General features: G+C 61.9%; 19 protein-coding genes and 1 tRNA gene. 16 read left to right on the top strand and 4 right to left on the bottom strand.

Features of this window, described 5'->3' with window-relative positions:
• Positions 1 to 13 precede the first annotated feature (13 nt).
• On the bottom strand, positions 14 to 862 hold the full coding sequence (locus ACI3KQ_RS01010) for a class I SAM-dependent methyltransferase (protein WP_404953895.1): 849 nt from the start codon (positions 860 to 862) through the stop codon (positions 14 to 16).
• A 44-nt stretch (positions 863 to 906) separates the two neighbouring features.
• Here ACI3KQ_RS01010 and ACI3KQ_RS01005 point away from each other — a divergent pair, with 44 nt between their 5' ends.
• The 5 genes from ACI3KQ_RS01005 to ACI3KQ_RS00985 all read left to right on the top strand — a co-directional run bounded on the left by ACI3KQ_RS01005 (position 907) and on the right by ACI3KQ_RS00985 (position 3,383).
• The gene (locus ACI3KQ_RS01005; protein ID WP_404953893.1) at positions 907 to 1,656 is read left to right on the top strand and encodes a double zinc ribbon domain-containing protein; all 750 of its coding nucleotides are present in this window, start codon (positions 907 to 909) and stop codon (positions 1,654 to 1,656) included.
• A gap of 49 nt (positions 1,657 to 1,705) precedes the next feature.
• Entirely contained in the window at positions 1,706 to 1,963 is a 258-nt protein-coding gene (gene grxC / locus ACI3KQ_RS01000; RefSeq protein ID WP_404953891.1) for a glutaredoxin 3, read from the top strand.
• A 5-nt stretch (positions 1,964 to 1,968) separates the two neighbouring features.
• The gene (locus ACI3KQ_RS00995) at positions 1,969 to 2,799 is read left to right on the top strand and encodes a carbon-nitrogen hydrolase family protein (RefSeq protein WP_404953889.1); all 831 of its coding nucleotides are present in this window, start codon (positions 1,969 to 1,971) and stop codon (positions 2,797 to 2,799) included.
• Positions 2,796 to 3,272 carry a DUF1178 family protein gene (locus tag ACI3KQ_RS00990; protein ID WP_404953887.1) on the top strand — a complete coding sequence of 159 codons (477 nt, stop codon included), beginning with the start codon at positions 2,796 to 2,798 and terminating at the stop codon, positions 3,270 to 3,272. The genes ACI3KQ_RS00995 and ACI3KQ_RS00990 overlap by 4 nt, the downstream gene beginning before the upstream one ends.
• A 34-nt stretch (positions 3,273 to 3,306) precedes the next feature.
• A tRNA-Arg gene (locus ACI3KQ_RS00985) sits at positions 3,307 to 3,383 on the top strand.
• A gap of 86 nt (positions 3,384 to 3,469) precedes the next feature.
• Here the strand turns inward: ACI3KQ_RS00985 and ACI3KQ_RS00980 are convergent.
• Positions 3,470 to 4,654: a GNAT family N-acetyltransferase gene (locus ACI3KQ_RS00980; RefSeq protein WP_404953885.1), complete on the bottom strand. Its 1,185-nt coding sequence runs from the start codon at positions 4,652 to 4,654 to the stop codon at positions 3,470 to 3,472.
• Entirely contained in the window at positions 4,651 to 5,487 is an 837-nt protein-coding gene (locus ACI3KQ_RS00975) for a transcription factor jumonji, JmjC (RefSeq protein ID WP_404953883.1), read from the bottom strand. Before ACI3KQ_RS00975 ends, ACI3KQ_RS00980 begins: the two co-directional genes overlap by 4 nt.
• A 193-nt stretch (positions 5,488 to 5,680) precedes the next feature.
• Here ACI3KQ_RS00975 and ACI3KQ_RS00970 point away from each other — a divergent pair, with 193 nt between their 5' ends.
• From ACI3KQ_RS00970 to ACI3KQ_RS00920, 11 genes are all read left to right on the top strand, one after another.
• Positions 5,681 to 7,210 carry an ATPase domain-containing protein gene (locus tag ACI3KQ_RS00970; RefSeq protein WP_404953881.1) on the top strand — a complete coding sequence of 510 codons (1,530 nt, stop codon included), beginning with the start codon at positions 5,681 to 5,683 and terminating at the stop codon, positions 7,208 to 7,210.
• An 81-nt stretch (positions 7,211 to 7,291) separates the two neighbouring features.
• A complete protein-coding gene (locus tag ACI3KQ_RS00965) occupies positions 7,292 to 9,292 on the top strand; it encodes a response regulator (protein ID WP_404953879.1) in 2,001 nt (666 codons plus the stop codon).
• A 136-nt stretch (positions 9,293 to 9,428) separates the two neighbouring features.
• Positions 9,429 to 11,093 (top strand): sensor histidine kinase, encoded by a 1,665-nt coding sequence (locus ACI3KQ_RS00960; protein WP_404953877.1) that lies wholly within the window; start codon positions 9,429 to 9,431, stop codon positions 11,091 to 11,093.
• Positions 11,090 to 11,746 carry a response regulator gene (locus ACI3KQ_RS00955; protein ID WP_404953875.1) on the top strand — a complete coding sequence of 219 codons (657 nt, stop codon included), beginning with the start codon at positions 11,090 to 11,092 and terminating at the stop codon, positions 11,744 to 11,746. The genes ACI3KQ_RS00960 and ACI3KQ_RS00955 overlap by 4 nt, the downstream gene beginning before the upstream one ends.
• A 102-nt stretch (positions 11,747 to 11,848) precedes the next feature.
• A complete protein-coding gene (locus ACI3KQ_RS00950) occupies positions 11,849 to 13,333 on the top strand; it encodes an aspartate aminotransferase family protein (RefSeq protein ID WP_404953873.1) in 1,485 nt (494 codons plus the stop codon).
• A 5-nt stretch (positions 13,334 to 13,338) separates the two neighbouring features.
• A complete protein-coding gene (locus ACI3KQ_RS00945; protein ID WP_404953871.1) occupies positions 13,339 to 14,889 on the top strand; it encodes a glycosyltransferase family 39 protein in 1,551 nt (516 codons plus the stop codon).
• Positions 14,886 to 15,875, top strand: a complete 990-nt coding sequence (locus ACI3KQ_RS00940) for a UbiA family prenyltransferase (protein ID WP_404953869.1) — start codon at positions 14,886 to 14,888, stop codon at positions 15,873 to 15,875. The genes ACI3KQ_RS00945 and ACI3KQ_RS00940 overlap by 4 nt, the downstream gene beginning before the upstream one ends.
• Positions 15,872 to 16,513, top strand: coding sequence for an HAD family hydrolase (locus ACI3KQ_RS00935; protein WP_404953867.1), 642 nt, complete (start codon positions 15,872 to 15,874; stop codon positions 16,511 to 16,513). Before ACI3KQ_RS00940 ends, ACI3KQ_RS00935 begins: the two co-directional genes overlap by 4 nt.
• Positions 16,485 to 16,847 (top strand): hypothetical protein, encoded by a 363-nt coding sequence (locus tag ACI3KQ_RS00930; RefSeq protein WP_404953865.1) that lies wholly within the window; start codon positions 16,485 to 16,487, stop codon positions 16,845 to 16,847. The genes ACI3KQ_RS00935 and ACI3KQ_RS00930 overlap by 29 nt, the downstream gene beginning before the upstream one ends.
• A complete protein-coding gene (locus tag ACI3KQ_RS00925) occupies positions 16,840 to 18,249 on the top strand; it encodes an FAD-dependent oxidoreductase (protein WP_404953863.1) in 1,410 nt (469 codons plus the stop codon). The genes ACI3KQ_RS00930 and ACI3KQ_RS00925 overlap by 8 nt, the downstream gene beginning before the upstream one ends.
• Positions 18,246 to 19,268, top strand: a complete 1,023-nt coding sequence (locus ACI3KQ_RS00920) for an NAD-dependent epimerase/dehydratase family protein (protein WP_404953861.1) — start codon at positions 18,246 to 18,248, stop codon at positions 19,266 to 19,268. Before ACI3KQ_RS00925 ends, ACI3KQ_RS00920 begins: the two co-directional genes overlap by 4 nt.
• Here the strand turns inward: ACI3KQ_RS00920 and ACI3KQ_RS00915 are convergent.
• Complete coding sequence (locus ACI3KQ_RS00915; protein ID WP_404953859.1) at positions 19,248 to 20,258, bottom strand: lysylphosphatidylglycerol synthase transmembrane domain-containing protein; 1,011 nt, start codon at positions 20,256 to 20,258, stop codon at positions 19,248 to 19,250. The two genes, ACI3KQ_RS00920 and ACI3KQ_RS00915, sit on opposite strands and share 21 nt — an antisense overlap.
• Positions 20,259 to 20,404 lie beyond the last annotated feature (146 nt).

Raw genomic sequence — 20,404 nt, 5'->3', positions numbered from 1 at the left:
GGGCTACCCCCTGTCACTCTTTCGATTTGAGCGCCTCTGCCAGCGACACGGTCGCACTGCCGCGACGGGCGGGTTGGGCCTGGCTTGGATGTGGTTTCCAGCCGCTCAGATATAATATCGCCATCTGCTCTGGGGTGCGTCCATCATTGTCGGCGGCGGCGGCGAACTGTTCAGCCGCGCCGATCAATATGTCGCGTCGCAACGCAGGGGGCCGCGATGTCAGGACATTGGCCGCCCCCATTCCACGCAGGTCGTGCATCAGGCGCAAGATGTCGCCATAGCGCACAGTCAGCGTCTCCCCATCCGCGACTGGCATGGCGAAACCGGCGCGGCTCAAAAGGTCGCCGGCGGCGCGGACATCCACTTGCGGATGGATGTGCTGGGCGGGGCGGTCGCCTTCCGCCGTCATCAGTGCGGCGCGCAGGCGGGGCAATGTGCCTGCGCCGGTGAAGGCGGCCAGCATCAATCCGTCAGGACGTAGGATGCGGCGCATGAGGATCAGCGCACCGGGAAGGTCATTCACACTGTCCAGCGTCCCGCAGGCGACCACCAGGTCGAAACTGTCGTCGGCAAAGGGCAGGGCGTCTTCATCCGCCTGCACGCCGCCTTGCTGCCGGGCGGCGACGAAGCCGGGGTCCGCGCAGATGACGCGCTTGCCCATGGCTTCCAGCGCGGCCCGACCGTTGCCGTCGGGGCATCCGATCAGCAGCGCTTCGGGAAGGTCGCGCTTCACGTAGGCCAGCCGGTCCATCAGCTCGTCCAGCATCGCCCGATAGAGGAAATCATGATCGGCAAAGCCGTCCATCATCCGGTCCCGGCGTCTGGCTCTCAATCCGCGGTCGAATATGTCGGGCTGTGTCATGGCGGGCCTTGTGCATCGCAGGCTGAGCGGGAACAAGGGCGATCATGCCGGTCCTGACCTTTCTCAAACATGTATCGCGTCCCGTCGTCGACTATGCCCTGCCGCCCCGTTGTCCGGGCTGTGGAGTGATTGTCGATGCCGACGACGCTTTTTGCCTTAATTGCTGGAACGGGATGCGATTTCTGGGCGAGCCCTGCTGTGCCCGCTGCGGCCTGCCGTTCGACCATGACATGGGGTCGGGCGGCACATGCGGTTCATGTCTTGCCGACCCGCCGCCCTTCGACAGCGCCCGTGCGGTGCTGGCCTATGACGAAGTTGCGCGCAAAGTGGCGCTGCGGCTGAAATATGGGCGGCGCGTCGGGCTGGCCCGCCTGATCGCGCGGCATATGGCGCGGCATGTCCGTGTCAGCGATCCACCACCGCTGATCGTGCCGGTGCCGCTGCACCGCTGGCGATTATGGTGGCGGGGCTTCAACCAGTCGGCGCTGGTCGCCGATCATCTGGGGCGGCTGACGGGCCTGGACGTCGACAAGCACGGCCTGCTGCGCGTCCGCGCGACGCAGCCGCTGCGGGACGCTGATCCCCGGCGGCGGGCAAAGGCGGTGCGTGGCGCTTTCGGGCTGGCGAAGGGGCACAGGTTCAGGGGGCGGACCGTCATATTGATCGACGACGTGCATACCAGCGGCGCGACCGCCGCCGCCTGTTCACGCGCGTTGAAACGAGGAGGAGCGTCCAGCGTTCACCTGCTATGCTGGACGCGCGCCTTGCCGGGCAGGGAAGACGCGGCTGATTGACAAAGGGGCGCTCAACCACAATTTCACTGGGCAAGGAGTTATGAAACCGATGGCGAAAGTGGAAATCTATACCAAGGCGTGGTGCGGCTATTGCGCGCGGGCCAAGGCGTTGCTGCAGGGCAAGGGCGTCGGCTTTGAGGAATATGACATCACCATGGGCGGACCACGGCGCACGGAGATGCTGGAACGCGCCAATGGCGGAACCACAGTGCCACAGATTTTCATCGACGGACGCCATATTGGCGGCAGCGATGATATGGCCGCGCTGGACCGGCGGGGTCAGTTGGACCCCCTTCTGGGCATGTGAACCCCATGCGCGCCGCGATATTCCAGATGACGAGCGGGATCGATCCTGCTGTCAATGCCGGTGCGATGACGGACATGATCGCGCGGGCAGCAGGGGAGGGCGCGGATATGGTCTTCACGCCTGAAATGGCGGGCTATCTGGACCGTGACCGGCAACGCGCGGCGGCGACCCTGAAGTCGGAAGCCGACGACCCGGTACTGGCCCGGATTTGCGAAGCAGCGGCCAAACATGGCATTTGGGTGCATATAGGATCTCTGCCGCTCAAGGATGAGCGGGCCGACGGCCGATGGACCAATCGCAGCTTCATGATCGATGCGGCGGGCGAAGTCCGCGCCCGCTATGACAAGATTCACCTGTTCGATGTGGACCTGGCGACGGGTGAAAGCTGGCGGGAATCGTCGGTCTATGGCCCAGGGGAAAGGGCCGTAGTCGTGGACACCCCCTGGGCGCGCATGGGCATGACCGTCTGTTACGACATGCGCTTTCCTGATCTTTATCGTGCACTCACTGACGCGGGGGCGTCCGTGCTGCTGACGCCCGCCGCCTTCACCGTGCCGACGGGGCAAGCGCACTGGCACATATTGCTGCGCGCGCGCGCGATCGAGGCGGGTTGCTTCGTTATCGCAGCAGCACAGGCCGGTCGTCATGCCGACGGGCGCGAAACCTACGGCCATAGTCTGATCGTCGACCCATGGGGGGACGTGCTGTTGGACATGGGCGCGGAATCCGGCATGGCCCTTGCCGACATCGACTTTGCCCGCGTAGAGGACGTCCGCGCGAAAATACCCGCGCTCGCCAACCGGCGGACCATAGCCCAGGACGTGATAGTGTCGTGATAGTTTTCGACTTGAAGTGCAGTGCCCAAGGTCATGTGTTCGAAGCGTGGTTCGGATCAAGCGCCGACTATGAAGACCAGACGGCGCGTGGCTTGCTGGTCTGCCCGCTATGTGGCGACACCCAGGTGGCAAAGGCGCTGATGGCGCCCGCCGTCCCGCGCAAGGGCAATAGCCGCGCACCCGTATTGCGGGAGCCTCAGGATCAGCCGACAGCCGTCGCAGTCACCGGCGACGAAGCGCGTATGCGGGAACTGATGGTCAACCTCGCCAAGGCGCAGGCCAAGGTGCTGGAAGGATCGACCTGGGTCGGTCGGGGCTTTGCCGAACAGGCGCGCGCCATTCATTATGGCGAACAGGACAGCGCCAGCATCCATGGCGAAGTCGCTCCCGAAGAAGCTCGCGCCCTGATAGCCGAGGGTGTGGACGTGGCGGCTTTGCCATTTCCGGTCGTCCCGCCCGAAGCGAAGAATTGACCACGGGGCTCGCGCGCAATAGAGCCGTCGGCGGGCACCCGTAGCTCAGCAGGATAGAGCATCAGATTCCTAATCTGAGGGCCATGGGTTCGAATCCCGTCGGGTGCACCACCGTAACCGCCAACTCCCAATATCGCAGGAGGTGGCGTTCAAAGGGCCGGTTTGACCGCTTCGTCAATCCGGCCGTTAAAGCCAACCTATTTCTGCGCCTTGGCAATGCAGGCTTTGACCGCCGCCATGCCCGCTCGCGCCTTCATCAACATGTCGAAGTGGAAACGTTGCCGCGCGGATCCGATCGCAACGGCTCCGTCGATAATCCTTCGATTGTTGGGCCACAACCGGTGACTGTTGCTCGCGTCGCGTGGGACGCAGGTGTCGAACGACATGTCGGCGCGACGTCCGATCCGGTCACTAATTTCGCGCATCAATAGCTGGCCGGGGGCATAGGCGCGATATTCTTCGTCGAAGGTCATTTTGAAACCATGGCCCCAGGACGGCGATTCAAACCAGCTCGACATGGCAATCACACGGCCATTGACCGACAGGCTGGCAAGCCGCGCGCTGCCATTCTCATGGCCACGCTCGATAATAGTGCGAAACAGGGCCTCGGTTTCGGGGGCGCTGCCAAGGGCGCTGCCGTTGCGTCCCTTCCAGCCCGATGCCTCCATTTCCAGAAAGGCGTCGATCCAGGGTGTGCACGGCTGGGTTGGATCGAATATGGTAATCGCGACCGAACCATGATCACGCTCGATCCGCCGCAACAGGCTGCGAAGTCGGCTCCGCACTTTGGCGTCGCTGCGGTCTGCGGCGTCATCGCCCACCCGATAGGCCGGGCGGTTGAAGCGGTGGATGATGTGAAACGCCCGGCCTTCGTGCCTGCAGCGATCCAGCAGCGCGATGCTGATCGGGTCATCTGCATCGAATGCCCCGAAATGCAGCAATATCTCACCGCTCGCCTGTCGGTCGAGAAACGCCAGCAAGCTTGCCCAGAACAGGTCAGCCGATTGCGCCGCCACCAGCGGCATGCCCAGAAACTGGCTGGTGGTCGACCAGCCACGCCAGATGCGTGCAGGCCAACGCCCAAAGCGCGATGCGGTAACCAGGGGCATCACGCCCAACCACGTACCGCTGTGATGGCTGACAACGGCCAGCATCGCGTCGCGACCGTCAGCAGCATGACGAAGCGCGGCATCCATAAACCAGTCCTGAGCGAACACATTGGCAGCCCCGGCATGCGCCGACAGGGCCGCCCAGCGCGCCCGGTCATCAGCGGTCAGATCAGCATGACGCACCATGCGGACTGTCGGCTGGTCCGTATCCGCCATTGGCCATGCATGGCTGCGGTTCACCTCAAAGGCGCTGGCGGGAGGCAGATGGCTCACAACAATCGTGCCTTGCGGGCGACACGACAACTCAGGGAACGCCATTTCGGCGCCTTTGGCCATGTCGGCATGTTTCCGGTTGGCAAACCCCACCGCCGCAGCAGCGGATTGACATGCATGGCATTCCCAACCGCTTCGCTCCACTGGCTCTGCCAGGTTATAGATAGGGAAATTGACGGCTCTGCGCCTGCTTTTACCCAATGCGGCGATGCGTAGGGCACGAACAACGCGTCCCCCGGCTGCAGATGATGGACGTCCGCCTCCGCCTCATATGCGTCGTTCCACGGCAGCATATTGCCACCTGCGCCATAATAGGCCTCATGGCGGTCGAATGGCAGCCACGGCGGGCCGGGATGATATGTTGCGAAGTGCTTGTCGCCCGCGATCTGGAACAGCATGTTATATTCGCAGTCGAAATGAAACGGGGTCAGCGTGCCCGGTGCAGAAATGAAGATGAACCCTCTTACGGTCAGGCCGGGACCGGTCGAGGGAGCAATTGCGGGGCCGATCTGGTCCATCAACCTGTCCAGCAACTCGCGATAGGCGGGCAATTGCTCGACGAAGCGGAGCATGACCCAGTTGCCGCTGGTGTCGATCGACCGAATAACATTTGCGACATTGGCGTCATCCGACCCGTCCATCTTGAACTCGCCGCCCTTTGCGGCGTTGCCGATCCGGCGTTCGACATATTCGGGCGGCAATTCAAGAGCTGCCTTGGCCAGCGCTTCGACTGACAACAGGGGCTGGCCCATCAGGCTGTGCCGCAGCATCGTCGGCGACAAAGGGTAGGCGTCGGCGAAAGAGCCGAGGCTGGCCGGGGCGAGGAAGGACATGATGGCTATTCTTTGACGACGGCGGAATGATCGCCCCAATGTTGCGGCCGACTTTTGAAAATTGCGTTAATGCGGGCAGATTTTCCGAGGCGGGAGACAGAGCCTCCGAATGCCGCAAATATGATCAATGTCCCTTCGCGGCCAAGGCGGATGTTCGTTACGGGTGCAACCGCTTTGCCCTGTGCTGCGTTTGATGACCGGATTTTTCGAAGCGAAGTGGTGCCTGCCGATGATCGACCCGAATATACGTGTCTCAACAGGTAATAGCGGTCTCGATCTGGTGCTTCGGGGCGGACTGCCAACAAATCGGCTTTTTCTGGTCGAAGGGATGCCAGGATCGGGCAAGACGACCCTGGCGCTCGAATTTCTGCTCGAAGGCGTTCAAAAAGGCGAGCCGGTTCTTTACATCACTCTATCCGAAACCAGCGAAGAATTGGACGTGGTTGCCAGGTCGCACGGCTGGTCGCTCGCAGGCATCGACTTGTTCGAACTCGCTTCGGCTGATGAAGTGCTTGGCGTCAGTCGTGACCAATCCATCCTCCACAGCTGGGAAATGGAACTTGGGGGCATGATCCAGCTGATCCGCGAGGAAGTCGAGCGTGTGAAGCCCAAGCGGATCGTCTTCGACAGCCTTTCGGAAATGCGGCTGCTGGCCCAGGATCCGTTGCGTTATCGTCGGCAACTGTTGTTTCTCAAACAATTCTTCTCTGGTCTCGACACCACTGTGTTGCTGGTGGACGACATGACTGGATCGATCGGCGGGCGGGACAATCACTTGCACAGCCTGTGCCACGGCGTGATCACGCTGGAGCGGCTGACGCTTGATTTCGGGGCGGCGCGGCGGCGGATGCAGGTTCAGAAGATGCGTGGCGTCGATTTTGTAGCTGGCTATCACGACATGATTATCCGCAAGGGCGGCGTTGATATCTTCCCACGGCTGATCGCCGCTAATCATCACACCCCCTTTATCGGAGATTCTGTCCCAAGTGGCATAGGTGAGCTGGATGCGATGCTGAACGGCGGGCCGGCGCGGGGGACATCGACGCTCATCACCGGGCCGGCAGGCTCGGGCAAGACCACTCTGGCGCTTCAATATCTGGCGGCTGCATGTCGGCGTGACGAAAAAGTGGTCATATATGAGTTTGACGAACGTATCGGAACGCTGATTTCGCGCGCAACGGCGTTCGGGATCGATCTTGAAGGGATGATCAGCTGCGGTTCACTGGCAATCCGCCAGATCGACCCCGCCGAGATTTCGCCCGGCCAATTTGCAGCGATGGTGCGCGCCGAGATTGAGGAGAATGACGTTCGGGTCGTGCTGATCGACAGCCTGAGCGGTTATCTTTCGGCGATGCCGCAAGAGCAGCAGCTGATCCTGCAACTTCACGAACTACTTTCCTACCTGAATCAGGCTGGCGTGGTGACGCTGCTCATCAATCCGCAGGCGGGTTTCTTTGGAACCATGCAGACCGGTGGTCTCAATGTTTCCTACATCGCTGATATCGTCATCCTCCTGCGCTTTTTCGAAAGCGAGGGACGCATCCGCAAGGCGATATCGGTCGTCAAGAACCGCAGCGGCCAGCATGAGGATACGATCCGCGAACTGCGTATCGACGCGCAGGGCATCCGGGTCGGCGCGCCGCTGGCGGAATTCAGGGGTGTGCTGACCGGCACCCCTGAATATGTTGGCGCGAAGGGCCCGTTGATGGAAGATCGCGGCTAAGTGCATCGGACCGCAACCGAAGGCCGGCGCGTCCTGGTCAGTGCGCCATATGGCAATGATGCAGCGAGCGTTGCCAGGCTGTTGACATCTCAGGGCTATGACGTCGGAATATGCGCAACGCTGAATGATGTCGCGGACGGGATCGACCAACATGTCGGCGTGGTGCTCCTTACCGAAGAAGCTCTGTTGACCGATCTCGGGCCATTGGACCGCAGGCTGGCAGCGCAGCCTTCCTGGTCCGACGTCCCGTTTGTATTGCTTGCCGGGCGTCAGGCAGGGCGCAGAGTGTCCAGTGAGGCCGTCCGCCGACGCCTGCCGGAAAGTGCGATCAGTGTCGTCCTGCTTGAACGACCGCTAAGCAGCGAGTCACTGCTCAGCGCGATTGTTTCGTCGATGCGCGCCCGTCAGAAGCAGTTCGAAATACGCGATCGGCTTGCCGAACTGGACAGCCAGCGCGCGCGTCTGACCACATTGCTCGATACGCTTCCAGTGGGGGTGGCGTTCGTGAATGCCGACGGTTCGACTTTGCTGTCGAACCCTGAGTTCCGCCGCTTCCTCCCGACTGGCGAAGTGCCGTCGCGCGATTCCAACTTGGCGACCCGGTGGGAAGGCTATGAAGCCGACGGCAGTCCTATCCAGCGCGATCGATATGTGATTGCACGATCCTTGCGCGGGGAGCGGGTTGCGGGCATCGATTTCCTCCACCACCCGGTTGTCGGTGAGCCGATCTGGACGCGGGTCAGTGGCATACCGCTGATGGATGGGGACAGCATCACGGGCGCGATTTCGGTGATCGTCGACATCGACGAACAAAAGCGCAGCCAGATTGCACTCGCGCAAGCAGCCGATAAGCTCGAACATCAAGTGGAGGAACGGACAGAGGCGCTGACAGAAGCGCTCGCCAGGCTTGAGGCTGAAGCCGAAGAGCGCGAACGGGCCGAAGCAGCCCTGCGGCAGTCGCAGAAAATGGAAGCCGTTGGCCAGTTGACCGGCGGGATTGCGCATGACTTCAACAATATGCTGACTGGCGTGCTGGGCGCCATCGACATCATGAAGCGGCGGATCGCGTCCGGGCGTCTGGACGATCTCGACCGGTTCATGGAAGCGGCAAGCACGTCGGCGCAGCGGGCAGCGGGACTGACCGCGCGTTTGCTGGCATTTTCGCGTCGGCAATCGCTCGACAGCCGGGCGACTGATGTAAACATGCTGGTGTCCTCGCTCGAAGATTTGCTGCGCCGAACGATGAGCGAGCAGATCTCCGTATCGATCCGTCCGGGTGACAATGTGCCGCCGGCGGTCGTGGACGCCAACCAGCTAGAAAGTGCGATACTCAATCTCGCGATCAATGCCCGCGACGCCATGCCCGAAGGGGGCGCGTTGATCGTCGAAACAAGCGCGACGACGCTCGATGCCGCCTATTGCAACAGTCATCCGGGTATCGCACCCGGTCGTTATGTCGTGATTGCCGTGTCCGATAGCGGTGTCGGCATGGAACAGGCGACTTTGGAAAAGGTCTTCGACCCATTCTTCACGACCAAACCAGTGGGGCAGGGAACGGGGCTGGGCCTTTCGATGGTCTACGGCTTTGCCAAGCAGTCCGAAGGACAGGTCCGCATCCATTCCACGCCCGGTGAGGGCACATCGGTGAAATTGTTTGTCCCGGCGGCTGAAAACCAGCTTGCCCATGAGGCCGACGCGCCAGAGGCGATCCATCACGGCGATGGCGAAACCGTGTTGTTGGTGGAAGACGACCCATCTGTGCGCCTGTTGGTTCGCGAGGTTCTGAATGAGCTTGGCTATAAGGCAGTGGAGGCAGCGGAGGCGCAGTCGGCGATCCGCCTTCTGAACAGCGGCCGCAAGTTTGATCTGATGGTCACCGACGTTGGCCTGCCCGGAATGAGCGGTCGTCAGCTCGCCGAAGTGGCGCGGGAACATTTACCCCATTTGCCGATCCTGTTTGTCACTGGATATGCCGAAAATGCCGCGATCCGCGCGGGCTTTTTGGGCACGAATATGCAAATGATCACCAAACCGTTTCAGATCCAGCAGCTCTCAGCCAAGATTTCGGAGATGTTGCGCTGAAATCCAGGGCGTGGCCCCCTGATTTTTTGGGTTCGCCAAAATCTTTGGCCCTGCACTCGCTAGCCGCCAACCATCGCAAGTCATCCACAATCGCATTTGTGTAACGGCGGGCTTACTGACAGATTGCCGCGCAGATATGGCAACGCGCAAACTATCCGGGTTCGCACCGATCCACCCGCCGGTCGGATTATGGCGTTCCTTGCGGGAAAGATGGCGGATCAATCCTTCGCCAGACAGGCTCATTTCCACCGGCAGGCTGGTGGCGGTGCTCTTTGCCGCTCTCGCCATCTATCTGGACCCCACACGGCCCGCCGGGTTCCTGAATGAAGCGCATTATCTGCTCGCGACCTATCTGGCATTTTCGCTGCTGCTGGTGGTGGCGCCGCCGTCCTGGCCACTGGGCAGCGGCCTCCACCTGATTTTCCATGCCGTCGACGCACTTGCCCTGGCGGCGCTGGTCTACCTTACCGATGAATTGAACAGCCCCTTTTTCCCGTTCCTTCCATTCATCCTGCTGGCAGCGACCCTGCGTTGGGGAATATTGGGGGCGGTGATCGGGGCGCTGGCCATGGAAGCGCTTTTGTTCGCCATCGGGTGGAAAGATCTTTGGGACGGAGATTCCGAACTCAACCTGTTCATCATGCGGTCCGCCTATTTCTTGGTGGCGGCAGCGATGCTGGGCTATTTCGGCGCCTGCCGGGCCAGCAACAGCCGACGTTTTGCTCAGCTCGCCAGCTGGTCCTTCGCTCCTGCCACGACCGACGCGCAGATTTGGCTGACGGATTTGCTGGGTCACGCGTCCGGCCTGTTGCGTGCGGAAAAGCTGGTCCTGATCTGGCAGAGCAAGAAGGGGGGCAACGGCTCGGTGGCGATGTGGGGGCCAGACGGACTATGCTATAGCTCGGTCGATGACCCGTTATTCTGGCGTGCCCATGCCGCCTGCCTTTCTCAAGGCGCGCTGTCCCGGAAAAAGGCAATGGCCCAATTGCAGGCGATCGGCGCTTCCCTTGGATGGCCTGACCTGATCGTCGATTCGGCGATGGTGCGTTCCGCGCCTTTCATGGGCGCGACCGCGATCGGGCGCTTCTACGTGGTGGATGCCAGCAACCGTCATGAGGATGCGCAGCATCTGACCCAGATTACCGCACTCAGGATCGGTCATGAACTGGAGCGCCTGGCGCTGATCCATGCCATCGCCGACAATGCGCGCGATCAGGAACGGGTGCGCCTTGCGCGCGACCTGCACGACAGCGTCCTGCAGGAACTCACTGCCGCCTCGCTGAAACTGAAAGCCGCGCGGGCCGCCATGCCGGAAGACGCGCGGGAGCCGCTGAATGGCGTCAGCCACATCATGGCCGAACAGCAGCGCCGCATTCGCTTGTTCGTGGAGAACAGCCGCACGTTGGAATCCATGCCCGTACGCGACCTGTCCTTCTCGCTAGCTGAAAAGGCGGATGAATTGTCCGGCCAGTGGGGTTGCGATATCGCGCTGTCGGTGCACCCCCCCGACATGGAGGCCCCCGGCGGCTTCCACCGGGAACTGGCGCAGTTGTTGAGCGAAGCTACTGCCAACGCCGTCCGCCACGGCGGGGCGACACGATTGGCGGTGGAGCTGAAACAACAGGAAAAGGGATTGTGCATCACCATTGCAGACAATGGATGCGGCATGTCCCCGCCCATTGGAGAGGAGCCGACATGGCCGCGGTCGCTCCGGGCGCGCGTGCATGATATGGGAGGACGCCTTGGGATTACCCGCTATGCGCCGGGGCTTGCCATGAAGATTGAGGTGCCCTTGCCATGACCCGGTCGGTCTTCCTGCTGGACGATCACCCGGTCGTCCTTCGCGGCCTGGCCGATCTGGTGGCCATGGAACCCGATTTTCAGGTCGTTGGCAGCACGACCGAAGGCGCGAGCGCCTTTGCCATGATCGATCGGTTGCGGCCCGACATCGCCATTCTCGACATCAATTTGCCCGATGTCAGCGGTCTTGCAGTGCTGCGACGGCTTCGGGCGGCGAACTTGCCCGTTCGCCCGGTGTTTCTGACGTCGCTGATCACTCCAGCGCAACTGTCCGAAGCCATCGCCAATGGCATATGGGGCATCGTCCTGAAGGAAGCGGCGCCAGACACGCTGATCGACTGCCTTCGCGCCGTGGCGGCGGGTCGGCGCTGGCTGCCCAGCGAGATAGTCCATAAGGCCGACCCGTCGTGGGATGAGGATATGGCGTCCTCCAACTTCGACGCCCTCACGCCGCGCGAGCGAGAAATTGCCAGCCAGGCATGCCGTGGCCTTTCCAACAAGGACATCGCGCGGGAACTGGGCGCCAGCGAAGGTACGGTGAAGATCCACCTGCACAACATCTTTCAAAAGCTGCGCATCACGAACCGCACTGCCATGGCCGCCATCTATTTCGAGCATCTGGGCGAGGCAAAGGGGGATGCCCCAAATGGATAGGCCGGTGCTCCTTCGAAGTATATAAATCCATGGATTCCCGCCGTCTTCGCCAGACCATAAACATGTTCCCATCGACGTTCAGGCGAAGGGGAACCGAATATTATGGCCACGCAACTCAGGCCGGATTTGCCGTCCACCTTCGCTGACAATCCCAACATCCTGACATTGGACCAGGCACTCAGCCTGGACGTGCGCGAATCCAATCGCCTCTACGCACGTCACCTCAATCGCCATTTGCTGGAAATCTATGCGATCCTGGGTCTGGACGACCTGGATGTGCGCGCGGCGAAGGGGACGGTGCTGCACCTTGCCGACGGTCGGCGGATACTTGACTTCTCCACCGGCATGGGGGCCGCCGGGCTGGGCCACAATCATCCGCGCGTCATAGCGGCAGAGCGGCTTTGCCATGACCGGGCGGTGCTGGATATAATCAAGCTCGCACCGCACAAGCTACAGGCCGCGCTGGCCTATAATCTTGCCGAAATCCTGCCTGACCCGCTGGACACCAGCTTCTTCGCTACGTCAGGGGCAGAGGCGAATGAGGCCGCGATGAAGCTGGCCGAGCGGGTCCAGACGCCGAAGGGCAAGACCAAGTTCCTGTGCATGCAGGGCGCCTTCCATGGCAAGACGCACGGCGCGCTGTCGCTCACCACCGCTACCAATGTGCATAGCGGCTTCCTGCTGGGCGTGCCCAAGGAGAATATCCTTTATATCCCCTATGGCGATATCGAAGCGATGCGCGCGGCGATCGCGCAGGAAACGGGGCCAAAGGGCAACGGCATCATCGCCGCCATCATCGAACCCATTCGCGGCACCGCCTGCGAAGTGCCCCCGCCGGGCTATCTGACACAATTTGCCGACCTGTGCCGGACGAACGACATATTGTCGATCTTCGACGAGGTGAAGGTGGGATGCGGGCGCACCGGGCGCTTCTGCGCCTTCATGCATGAAGATGTCGTGCCCGACATCGTGACGCTGGCAAAGACGCTGGGCGGTGGAAAGCGGGCGATCGGCGCGATGGTCACGTCTCATGCCCTGTTCGCAAAGGCCTATGGCAATCGCAATGATTGCACCCTGCACAGTTCGACCTTCAGCGGCATTGGCGAAACCTGCGCGGTGGCGATCGAAACGCTCAACGCCTTGTATGAAGACGGGCTGATCGACAACGCCCGGACGATGGGCGGCTATCTGGAAACGCGGCTGGAAGAGTTGCGGACCAAATATCCGCGGACCCTGCTGGAGGTTCGGGGGCGGGGACTGTTTCGCGCGATCCGGCTCAACTTCGGAGAGGAAATGGTGTCGAAGCTGGTCGATGTATCGGGCAGCACGCTGTTCCAGACCTATCAGACGGTGCTGATCGGCGCATTGGCGCGGCAGTTGTTCGAACGGCATGATGTGATGGTGCATTTCCAGCCGGGCGCGCGCGACATGCTGCATTTCATGCCACCTTTCATCGTGACGAAATCGCAGATCGATCAACTGATCGACGGACTGGACGACATCCTTGGCCGCGGGATCGCAGAATCCGCGCTACGCTTCGTCGCTGGCAATGTGAAGCGGATCATTTCCAGCCGGGTGAAAGGATGATGGACATGTCCGCTCCATCCCAAACGCTGACGGAAGTGAAGGCCAAAGCTGACCCGGATCGTTTCTGGGCTGTGGGCTTTCCGCTGCTGGCCGTCCTGCTGTTCCTGCTGTCCACCCATCAGGGGATCGGGATATGGCCCGACAGTGCGCGCTATATGAACATGGCGGCAACGCCCTGGGACGCGCCTGCCTATGCCGCCATTCTGCATCTTGTGGCGTTGAGCGGCCTGGACATTGTTGTTGGCGCCTGGGGAATTGGACTGGTTCTCAGCGGGCTGAACGCTTTCCTGACCTGGCATATCCTTCGCGTGGCGACCGGTCGGACGGGCTATGCCGCCCTTGGCACCGCGCTTGTCGTGATCGCGCCGCAGACTGTGGCGCTTCATGGGCTGGCCATGTCGGAACCGCTGTTCCTGACCGTGATCATGGCGACGTTGCTGGCTTTCCTGCGCTATGTTCAAAGTGGTGAGACGCGTTGGCTGATCGCCGTGGGCGTTGGCATCGGGCTGGCGTCGCTCGTTCGCTTCACGGCGCCTGCGCTGGGCGCTGCCATCGCCCTGTTCCTGATTGTCGATCCGCGCCATGATGCCAAACGCCGGGTCGCGGACGTGGCCCGCATTTTCATTCCCTCGGCAGTCATCTTCCTGGGCTGGGCCATTATCGCTGCTGAAGTCAGCGGGCGATCGACGGGACGTCCCATGGAATGGCTGGGCAATATGACCGCCAGGGAATGGTGGCTCAGCTTCAACGCCCTGGCCGCATGGATAGCGCCCGATGAAGTGCCGACCGTGATACGGCGCATCCTGTTCCTGATGGCGATGTCGGCCAGCCTGCTTGTCCTGGTCCGCCATGCCCGCAGCGTTCTGGACCGGGCCGCCAAAGGTCATGCGGAACCGTCGTTGATCGCCATTCCGCTGGGCTTCTTCTTCTTCACCTATCTGGGCTTCATGGTGCTCGCCACCGCGATTGAGACCAACCTGCACCTCAACGGTCGCTACGCCTTTCCGATCTACTGCACCAGCATCATGGCGGTGACGATTGCGATGGCGCACGTGAAAATCGCCGACCCTGCCATCAGGTGGCTGCATAGCGCGCTGATCGGCCTTGCCTGCGTGATGCTGGTCAGTCACGGCCTGCGCAGCGCCGTTCGCGTGCACCAGGCATGGCAGGAAGGCGTCGGTTTCGCCTCCCTTGACTGGGCGCGCTCGCCTACGCTTGCCGCCGTGGATAGGTTGCCGCGCGACGCCATACTCTATTCAAACGGCTCCGACGCCATCGGCTATGTGCTGCGCCGTCCCGCGCGCGACATTCCCGCGCACATCATGCTGCGCACCGGTCGAGAGGATCCCGACTTCCCCTATCAGGCGCAACTTGCCGGAGCGCGAACGGCTCTCGCGCGCGGCAATGCCTATGTGGTGCTTTTGAACACCATCGATTGGCGCTTCTACATGGCGTCTGAACAAGAATTGATCAGGCAGTTGAACCTCGTTCCGGTCGCGAAACTGGAAGACGGGACAATCTATCAGCGGGCTATAAAAGAAGAGAGGCAGCAATGATTGACAAGGCGATGACTGCTGGACCCATCCCAACGTCGCGGGGCCGCTTCCGCGACTATGTCGCCATAGCCCGCCTCGACCATATGACGAAGCATGTCTTCATTCTGCCCGGCATGATCCTGGCCTATGTGCTCCTTCATCCTGTGGTTCAGGCGGGACCGTTCAGGATTTTCCTGGGGTTGTTGAGCGCGGTGGCCATCGCTTCGGCCAATTACGTCATCAATGAATGGCTCGACCGTGAATTCGATGCCTATCATCCATTGAAATCCGCGCGCACGGCGGTTCATCGCAGCCTGTCCGCGCCGATCATCTATGCCGAATATATGCTGCTCGTGATCGCTGGCCTTGCGCTGGCCATGAACCTGGGCATCGTTTTCGCCTGGACGGCTATCGCCTTCGTGCTGTCCGGCCTGGTCTACAATGTCATGCCGGTGCGGACCAAGGATCGCGTCTATCTCGACGTGCTGAGTGAAAGCATCAACAATCCCATCCGCCTGATGTTGGGATGGAGCATGATCGCGCCCCACACCGTTCCGCCGGTCAGCCTTCTGCTCACCTATTGGATGGGCGGCGCGTTCCTGATGGCGGCGAAGCGCCTGGCCGAGTATCGCGACATCACTGCGCGTGGGGGCGCGGAACTGCTGCCTCGCTATCGCCGGTCTTTCGGTCGCTATACCGCGGAAAATCTGGCGGTGTCCTGCCTGCTCTATGCGATCCTGTCTGCCTTCTTCCTCGCTGTGTTCCTCATCAAATATCGGCAGGAATATATTTTCGCTCTTCCCCTGATCGCGGTGCTGTTCGCCAGCTATTTCTGGCTCGCGATGCTGCCGGATTCCGTGGCGGCGCGCCCGGAACGGCTGTTTCGTTCCAGGCGGCTGATGCTGGCGTCGTTCGTGGTCGTGGGATCGCTTACCGTGCTGACCTTTGTCGACATGCCGTTCCTCAATAGCCTGTCGGAGCCAAGCTTCCTGCGGGTCGGGCTATGAGCATCGCTATCCCTTGGGACAGCTTGGACCTTATCGTGTTCGACATGGACGGGACGCTTTACGACCAGCCGCCGCTGCGACGCCGGATGGCGGGGCTGCTCGCGCGGGAAGCGATCCGCGCACGCAGCCTGGCGGTGGTGCGGACGCTTGCCGCATTTCGGCGGCAACGTGAATCCCTGGCCCATGCGGTGACGACCGACTTTACCGTCGCACAATATCGCCTGCCGGGCCAAAGCCCCGACTTCGTGCGCGCCACCGTGACCGACTGGATGGAACAACGCCCACTCGCCATGCTGCGCGACTATCGCACGCCGGGCGCGGGGGCGCTGTTCAGGCGGCTCGCAAGCAGCCACATGGTCGCGATCTTGTCCGACTATGCAGCGCAGGCAAAGCTGGCGGCACTCGACCTGTCGGCCCATTATTGCGTGACTGCCGAAGATGTGGGGCGGCTAAAGCCAGACCCCGTCGGTCTGGTCTGGCTGATGGATCAGGCAAAGACCGTTCCCCAACGGACACTGATGATCGGCGATCGCGACGAACGCGACGGCGAAGCCGCACGCCGCGCTGGCGTCCGCGCATTGATCCGCGGCCGGGATTTCCGGCACTTTCATGACCCGATATTCAATGATGTTGCCTGATTTCGATGCGACGGTTTGCGCCATTGCCGACACCGTCGCCAATCGGGAGCGGCGACCCGGCGACACTGCCCGGCAGGCGAGCGCGTTCGTACTGGAAAGCTTCGCCGGTTTGCCCGCCTATCTTCGCCCACCCCTGCGAGCGGCGACGCTGATGTTCGACGCTTGGCCGCTCATTGGGCAGCGGGCGTATTTTCACGATTTGCCCCCGGAAAAGAGACAGCGGCTGATCGAGGCATGGGAGCGTTCCTCCCTTGGCCCCGCCCGCATGCTGATGACATTTTACGTCAGCCTGTCGCTGTTCGGCCTTTGGCCCGACGGGGCGCGAAATGACTGATCGCCAGCGCGCCAAGGTCGCAATTCTGGGATCAGGTCCCGGCGGCGCCATCACGGCTCTGCTCTGCGCAGAGGCGGGGCACGACACGCTGCTGGTGGAAGAAGGGCCGGACCTGCCGCTTGATTCCTGCGCCCATTATTCGGGCCGGGAAATCCTGAGCAAATATCGCAACAGGGGATTGAGCCTCGCCTTCGGCAATCCTTCGATCAGCTATATGGAAGGATGCTGCGTAGGTGGTGGCAGTGAGGTCAATCGCGGCCTGTATCATCGCACGCCGTCTTATGTCCTGGAACAATGGGCCAGGGATTTTCAGGTGGACGACCTGACCGCCGCTTCGATGACGCCGCATTTCGAAGCCTGCGAGGCAAGGGTCGGCGTGGCCGATATACCCGGCGACGCCCCGCCATCATCTCAGCGGTTAAGCGATGGAGCCGCGCGCCTGGGCTGGGATGCGATCCGCGCGCCCCGGCTATTTGATTATGAGGCTGGACGAAAACAGTCGATGAGTGCGACGATCATTCCCCGATTTCTTCGCGCGGGCGGACGATTGCTGGCCGATACCCGCGCCGTGCGTGTCCGCCGGACCGGCCATCGCTGGGAAGTCCGCACGTCGCATCAGGGCAGGCCGATGTCGATCGATGCCGACGCGCTGTTCGTCGCTTGCGGCGCGGTGCAGACACCCGCTCTTCTCCGTCGATCCGGTTTCCGGCACAATATCGGGAACAGCCTGCGCTTTCATCCGATGCTGAAGGCGGTGGCCCTGTTCGACAGGCCGGTCAATCGCCCCGGCGATCCCGATCCGGTGCACCAGATCAAGATGTTCGAACCGCGCTTCGGCATAGGTTGCTCCATCAGTTCGCCCGCGCTGCTGGCGCTTGCGCTGGCCGGGAATGGCGAAATGCGGGCGCACATAGCCAATGATGCGTCGCGCATGGGCATTTACTATGTGCAAAATGGCAGCGGCCATGCGCGGGTGCGCGGCCTGCCGGGGATCCGCGATCCCCTGATAACGGTTCGCCATGACGCAGCGGACCTGGATAGTCTGTACGATGGCCTCAAACATTTGGTGATGGCGTTGTTCGCGGCGGGGGCGGAAGCGGTTCAGCCCTGTATTCCGGGGCTGCCCTTGCTCCGTTCGGAGGCAGGGATCGCTGCCTTGCCCCAGCACCTCCCCCGCAAGTCGGCCATGCTCACGTCCGTCCATGTCTTTGCGTCCTGCCCCATGGGGGAGGACCAGCGGCGGAGCGCGACCGACAGCTGGGGCCGTGTGCATGACGCCGACGGGTTACGGATCGCGGATGCTTCGTTAATGTGCGGACCGACCATCGCTAATCCGCAGGGATCGGTCATGGCGATCGCGCATCGCAATGCGTTGCACGCGATAGAAAGGCGCTTCGTTTGAGGACTCATCTGATCACCGGCGGCTCCGGCTTCATCGGCGCGCGCCTGGCGCGGCGGCTGGCCGAAGAAGGGGAAGCCGTGCGCATCCTCGACCTGATCCGCGACCCCGACCTTCCTGAAGGGATAGTGTTTCATCAGGGCAGCATTTGCGACCGGGCAGTGGTTGCTGGCGCGATGAAGGGCGTGGATGTGGTCCACCATCATGCCGCGTTGGTGGCGCAGGCCGAGGCCGGGCGCGCCTATGACGCGGTCAATGTGCAAGGAACGCGCATCGTTGCGGAAGAAGCCGTCCGCGCAGGCGTCGGGGCCTTCGTCCACGTCAGCAGCACCGCTGTTTTCGGCCTGCCGCCAGTCGGGGCGATCACCGCGGATACTGTGCCACGGCCCTTTGAACATTATGGCCGCTCCAAACTTGCCGGTGAGCAACTGGTGACGGACATTTGCGGCCGCGCAGGCATTCCGCGCATCATCATCCGCCCGCGCGCGACCCTGGGAGAAGGTCGGCTTGGCATATATCAGATCCTCTTCCAGTGGATCGCCGAAGGACGCCGCCTGTTTATCATCGGCGACGGGCATAACCGCATCCAGTTCATCCATGCCGATGACCTGATCAGCGCCATCCTCCTCACGCTTTCGCAAGGGCAGGACGGCATCTATAATGTTGGGACGGACCGCTTCGGCACATTGCGCGAAGATCTGGAAGGGTTGATCGCCTATGCGGGTAGCCGTTCCCGCATCACAGGTTTGCCGGTCGCCCCAGCCATGGCGGCGCTCGGACTGCTGCGCACGGCGCGGCTGTCTCCGCTCGTGCCCTGGCAATATCGGACATATCATCGCGACTGCTGGTTCGATGTCGAACCGCTAAAGGCGCTGGGATGGCGACCGCGTCATTCCAATGCGGACATGTTGGCAGAAAGCTACGACTGGTTCCGCGCCAACCGCGCCTCCCGCAAGGGCGCTTCTGCTCATCGTTCGCTGATCGGGCAGCAGGCGCTGGGGCTACTTCGCCGCCTTTCCTGAACGGTTGAGCATCAGCCACAGGATCGCGAACAGGGCCGTCGGCGCCCACAGGAGCATGTGAGCCAACAGCAGGACGGCGGCGGCAAAGTCAGGCGCCACGCCGACGCGGGAAAATGCTTCCAGTCCGAACAATTCGAACGTGCCGAAATGACCGGGCAGGCCGGGGAATAATGTGCCCAGCGTGCTCGCTACAAATGCCGCCATCGGTGCGACCCATTGGCCGATCGCTCCCCCCAGGCTAACCCATGCGCCCAGTATCACCACCGCTTCCAGCAGCCAGCAAATCAACGAAATGCCGGTCAGGTTCAGAAGCAATCGGGGCGAACGCAGCGAGTGAAAGCAGCCCAAGGCCGCGACCAGTCCGGCCAGCCACTTCCAACGCATGCCATCGGCTCGCCCTGACAAAATGGCGCCGATAAATATCAGCGCCCCTGCGCCTGCGCCCAGTAAAGCCAGCAGCCCCAGGCACAGCATCCACGCATCGCCCAGATGCCATCCCAAAATGGCGATAGCGAGTATCAGCAGGGCGAAAAGATCCAGGAAGCGTTCAATCATCATCGAACCCAGGACGATGCTGGGGCGCAGTCCCATTTGCCGCTGAAACCACAGCAGGCGAAACACGTCTCCCGCTCGTAACGGCAGCAGGTCGCTGATGCCGAAGCTGGCAATGAACGGCCCCGGCACGGCGCGCCAGGGAAGGCGCTGGGCAGACGCCTGCTGCAACAGCATCCAGAAACGCAACGCGCGGAGCAGGAAATCGACCGCATAGGCGACCAGTGCCATGACGAGCGGCAGAATGGCGGCACCCGCAACAGCGGAAATTGCGTGGCCTAAATTAACCTGTCGCAGGAAAAGCCAAAGGAAAATGGCGCCGATCGTCAGGTGCAGGGCGGTGCGAACGGCAGGTCGCTGCGCAAACCGCACGCAGCGTTGGCGCAATGAAATGCAGTGCCCCACCGTGAAATTCCACCAGGCCGCATATGTCGTCATTCCGGGAAGCTAGTCCAGAATGACCCCTGCGTCCGGTGCGCTGAAGTCTTACCCATTAATGATATTCAAAATGCCCCTTTCGACTGCGGCCCAGTGGCCACCAAGCAAAGGGGGATTGCGTTTCTCCTCATCCTGGTTGCACAACC

It is taken from the genome of Sphingobium sp. ZW T5_29, assembly GCF_044987515.1.
Taxonomy (GTDB): Bacteria; Pseudomonadota; Alphaproteobacteria; order Sphingomonadales; family Sphingomonadaceae; genus Sphingobium.
Note: the sequence above shows the minus strand (reverse complement) of the source record. Positions and strands in the feature narration are given on the sequence as shown.

Bases quoted from the DNA above. Each gene is read 5' to 3' on its own strand.
- ACI3KQ_RS01010 (WP_404953895.1), bottom strand. From the start codon at position 862: ATGACACAGCCCGACATATTCGACCGCGGATTGAGAGCCAGACGCCGG.
- ACI3KQ_RS01005 (WP_404953893.1), top strand. From the start codon at position 907: ATGCCGGTCCTGACCTTTCTCAAACATGTATCGCGTCCCGTCGTCGAC.
- grxC (WP_404953891.1), top strand. From the start codon at position 1,706: ATGGCGAAAGTGGAAATCTATACCAAGGCGTGGTGCGGCTATTGCGCG.
- ACI3KQ_RS00995 (WP_404953889.1), top strand. From the start codon at position 1,969: ATGCGCGCCGCGATATTCCAGATGACGAGCGGGATCGATCCTGCTGTC.
- ACI3KQ_RS00975 (WP_404953883.1), bottom strand. From the start codon at position 5,487: ATGTCCTTCCTCGCCCCGGCCAGCCTCGGCTCTTTCGCCGACGCCTAC.
- ACI3KQ_RS00970 (WP_404953881.1), top strand. From the start codon at position 5,681: ATGACCGGATTTTTCGAAGCGAAGTGGTGCCTGCCGATGATCGACCCG.
- ACI3KQ_RS00960 (WP_404953877.1), top strand. From the start codon at position 9,429: ATGGCAACGCGCAAACTATCCGGGTTCGCACCGATCCACCCGCCGGTC.
- ACI3KQ_RS00955 (WP_404953875.1), top strand. From the start codon at position 11,090: ATGACCCGGTCGGTCTTCCTGCTGGACGATCACCCGGTCGTCCTTCGC.
- ACI3KQ_RS00950 (WP_404953873.1), top strand. From the start codon at position 11,849: ATGGCCACGCAACTCAGGCCGGATTTGCCGTCCACCTTCGCTGACAAT.
- ACI3KQ_RS00945 (WP_404953871.1), top strand. From the start codon at position 13,339: ATGTCCGCTCCATCCCAAACGCTGACGGAAGTGAAGGCCAAAGCTGAC.
- ACI3KQ_RS00940 (WP_404953869.1), top strand. From the start codon at position 14,886: ATGATTGACAAGGCGATGACTGCTGGACCCATCCCAACGTCGCGGGGC.
- ACI3KQ_RS00935 (WP_404953867.1), top strand. From the start codon at position 15,872: ATGAGCATCGCTATCCCTTGGGACAGCTTGGACCTTATCGTGTTCGAC.
- ACI3KQ_RS00930 (WP_404953865.1), top strand. From the start codon at position 16,485: ATGACCCGATATTCAATGATGTTGCCTGATTTCGATGCGACGGTTTGC.
- ACI3KQ_RS00925 (WP_404953863.1), top strand. From the start codon at position 16,840: ATGACTGATCGCCAGCGCGCCAAGGTCGCAATTCTGGGATCAGGTCCC.
- ACI3KQ_RS00915 (WP_404953859.1), bottom strand. From the start codon at position 20,258: ATGACGACATATGCGGCCTGGTGGAATTTCACGGTGGGGCACTGCATT.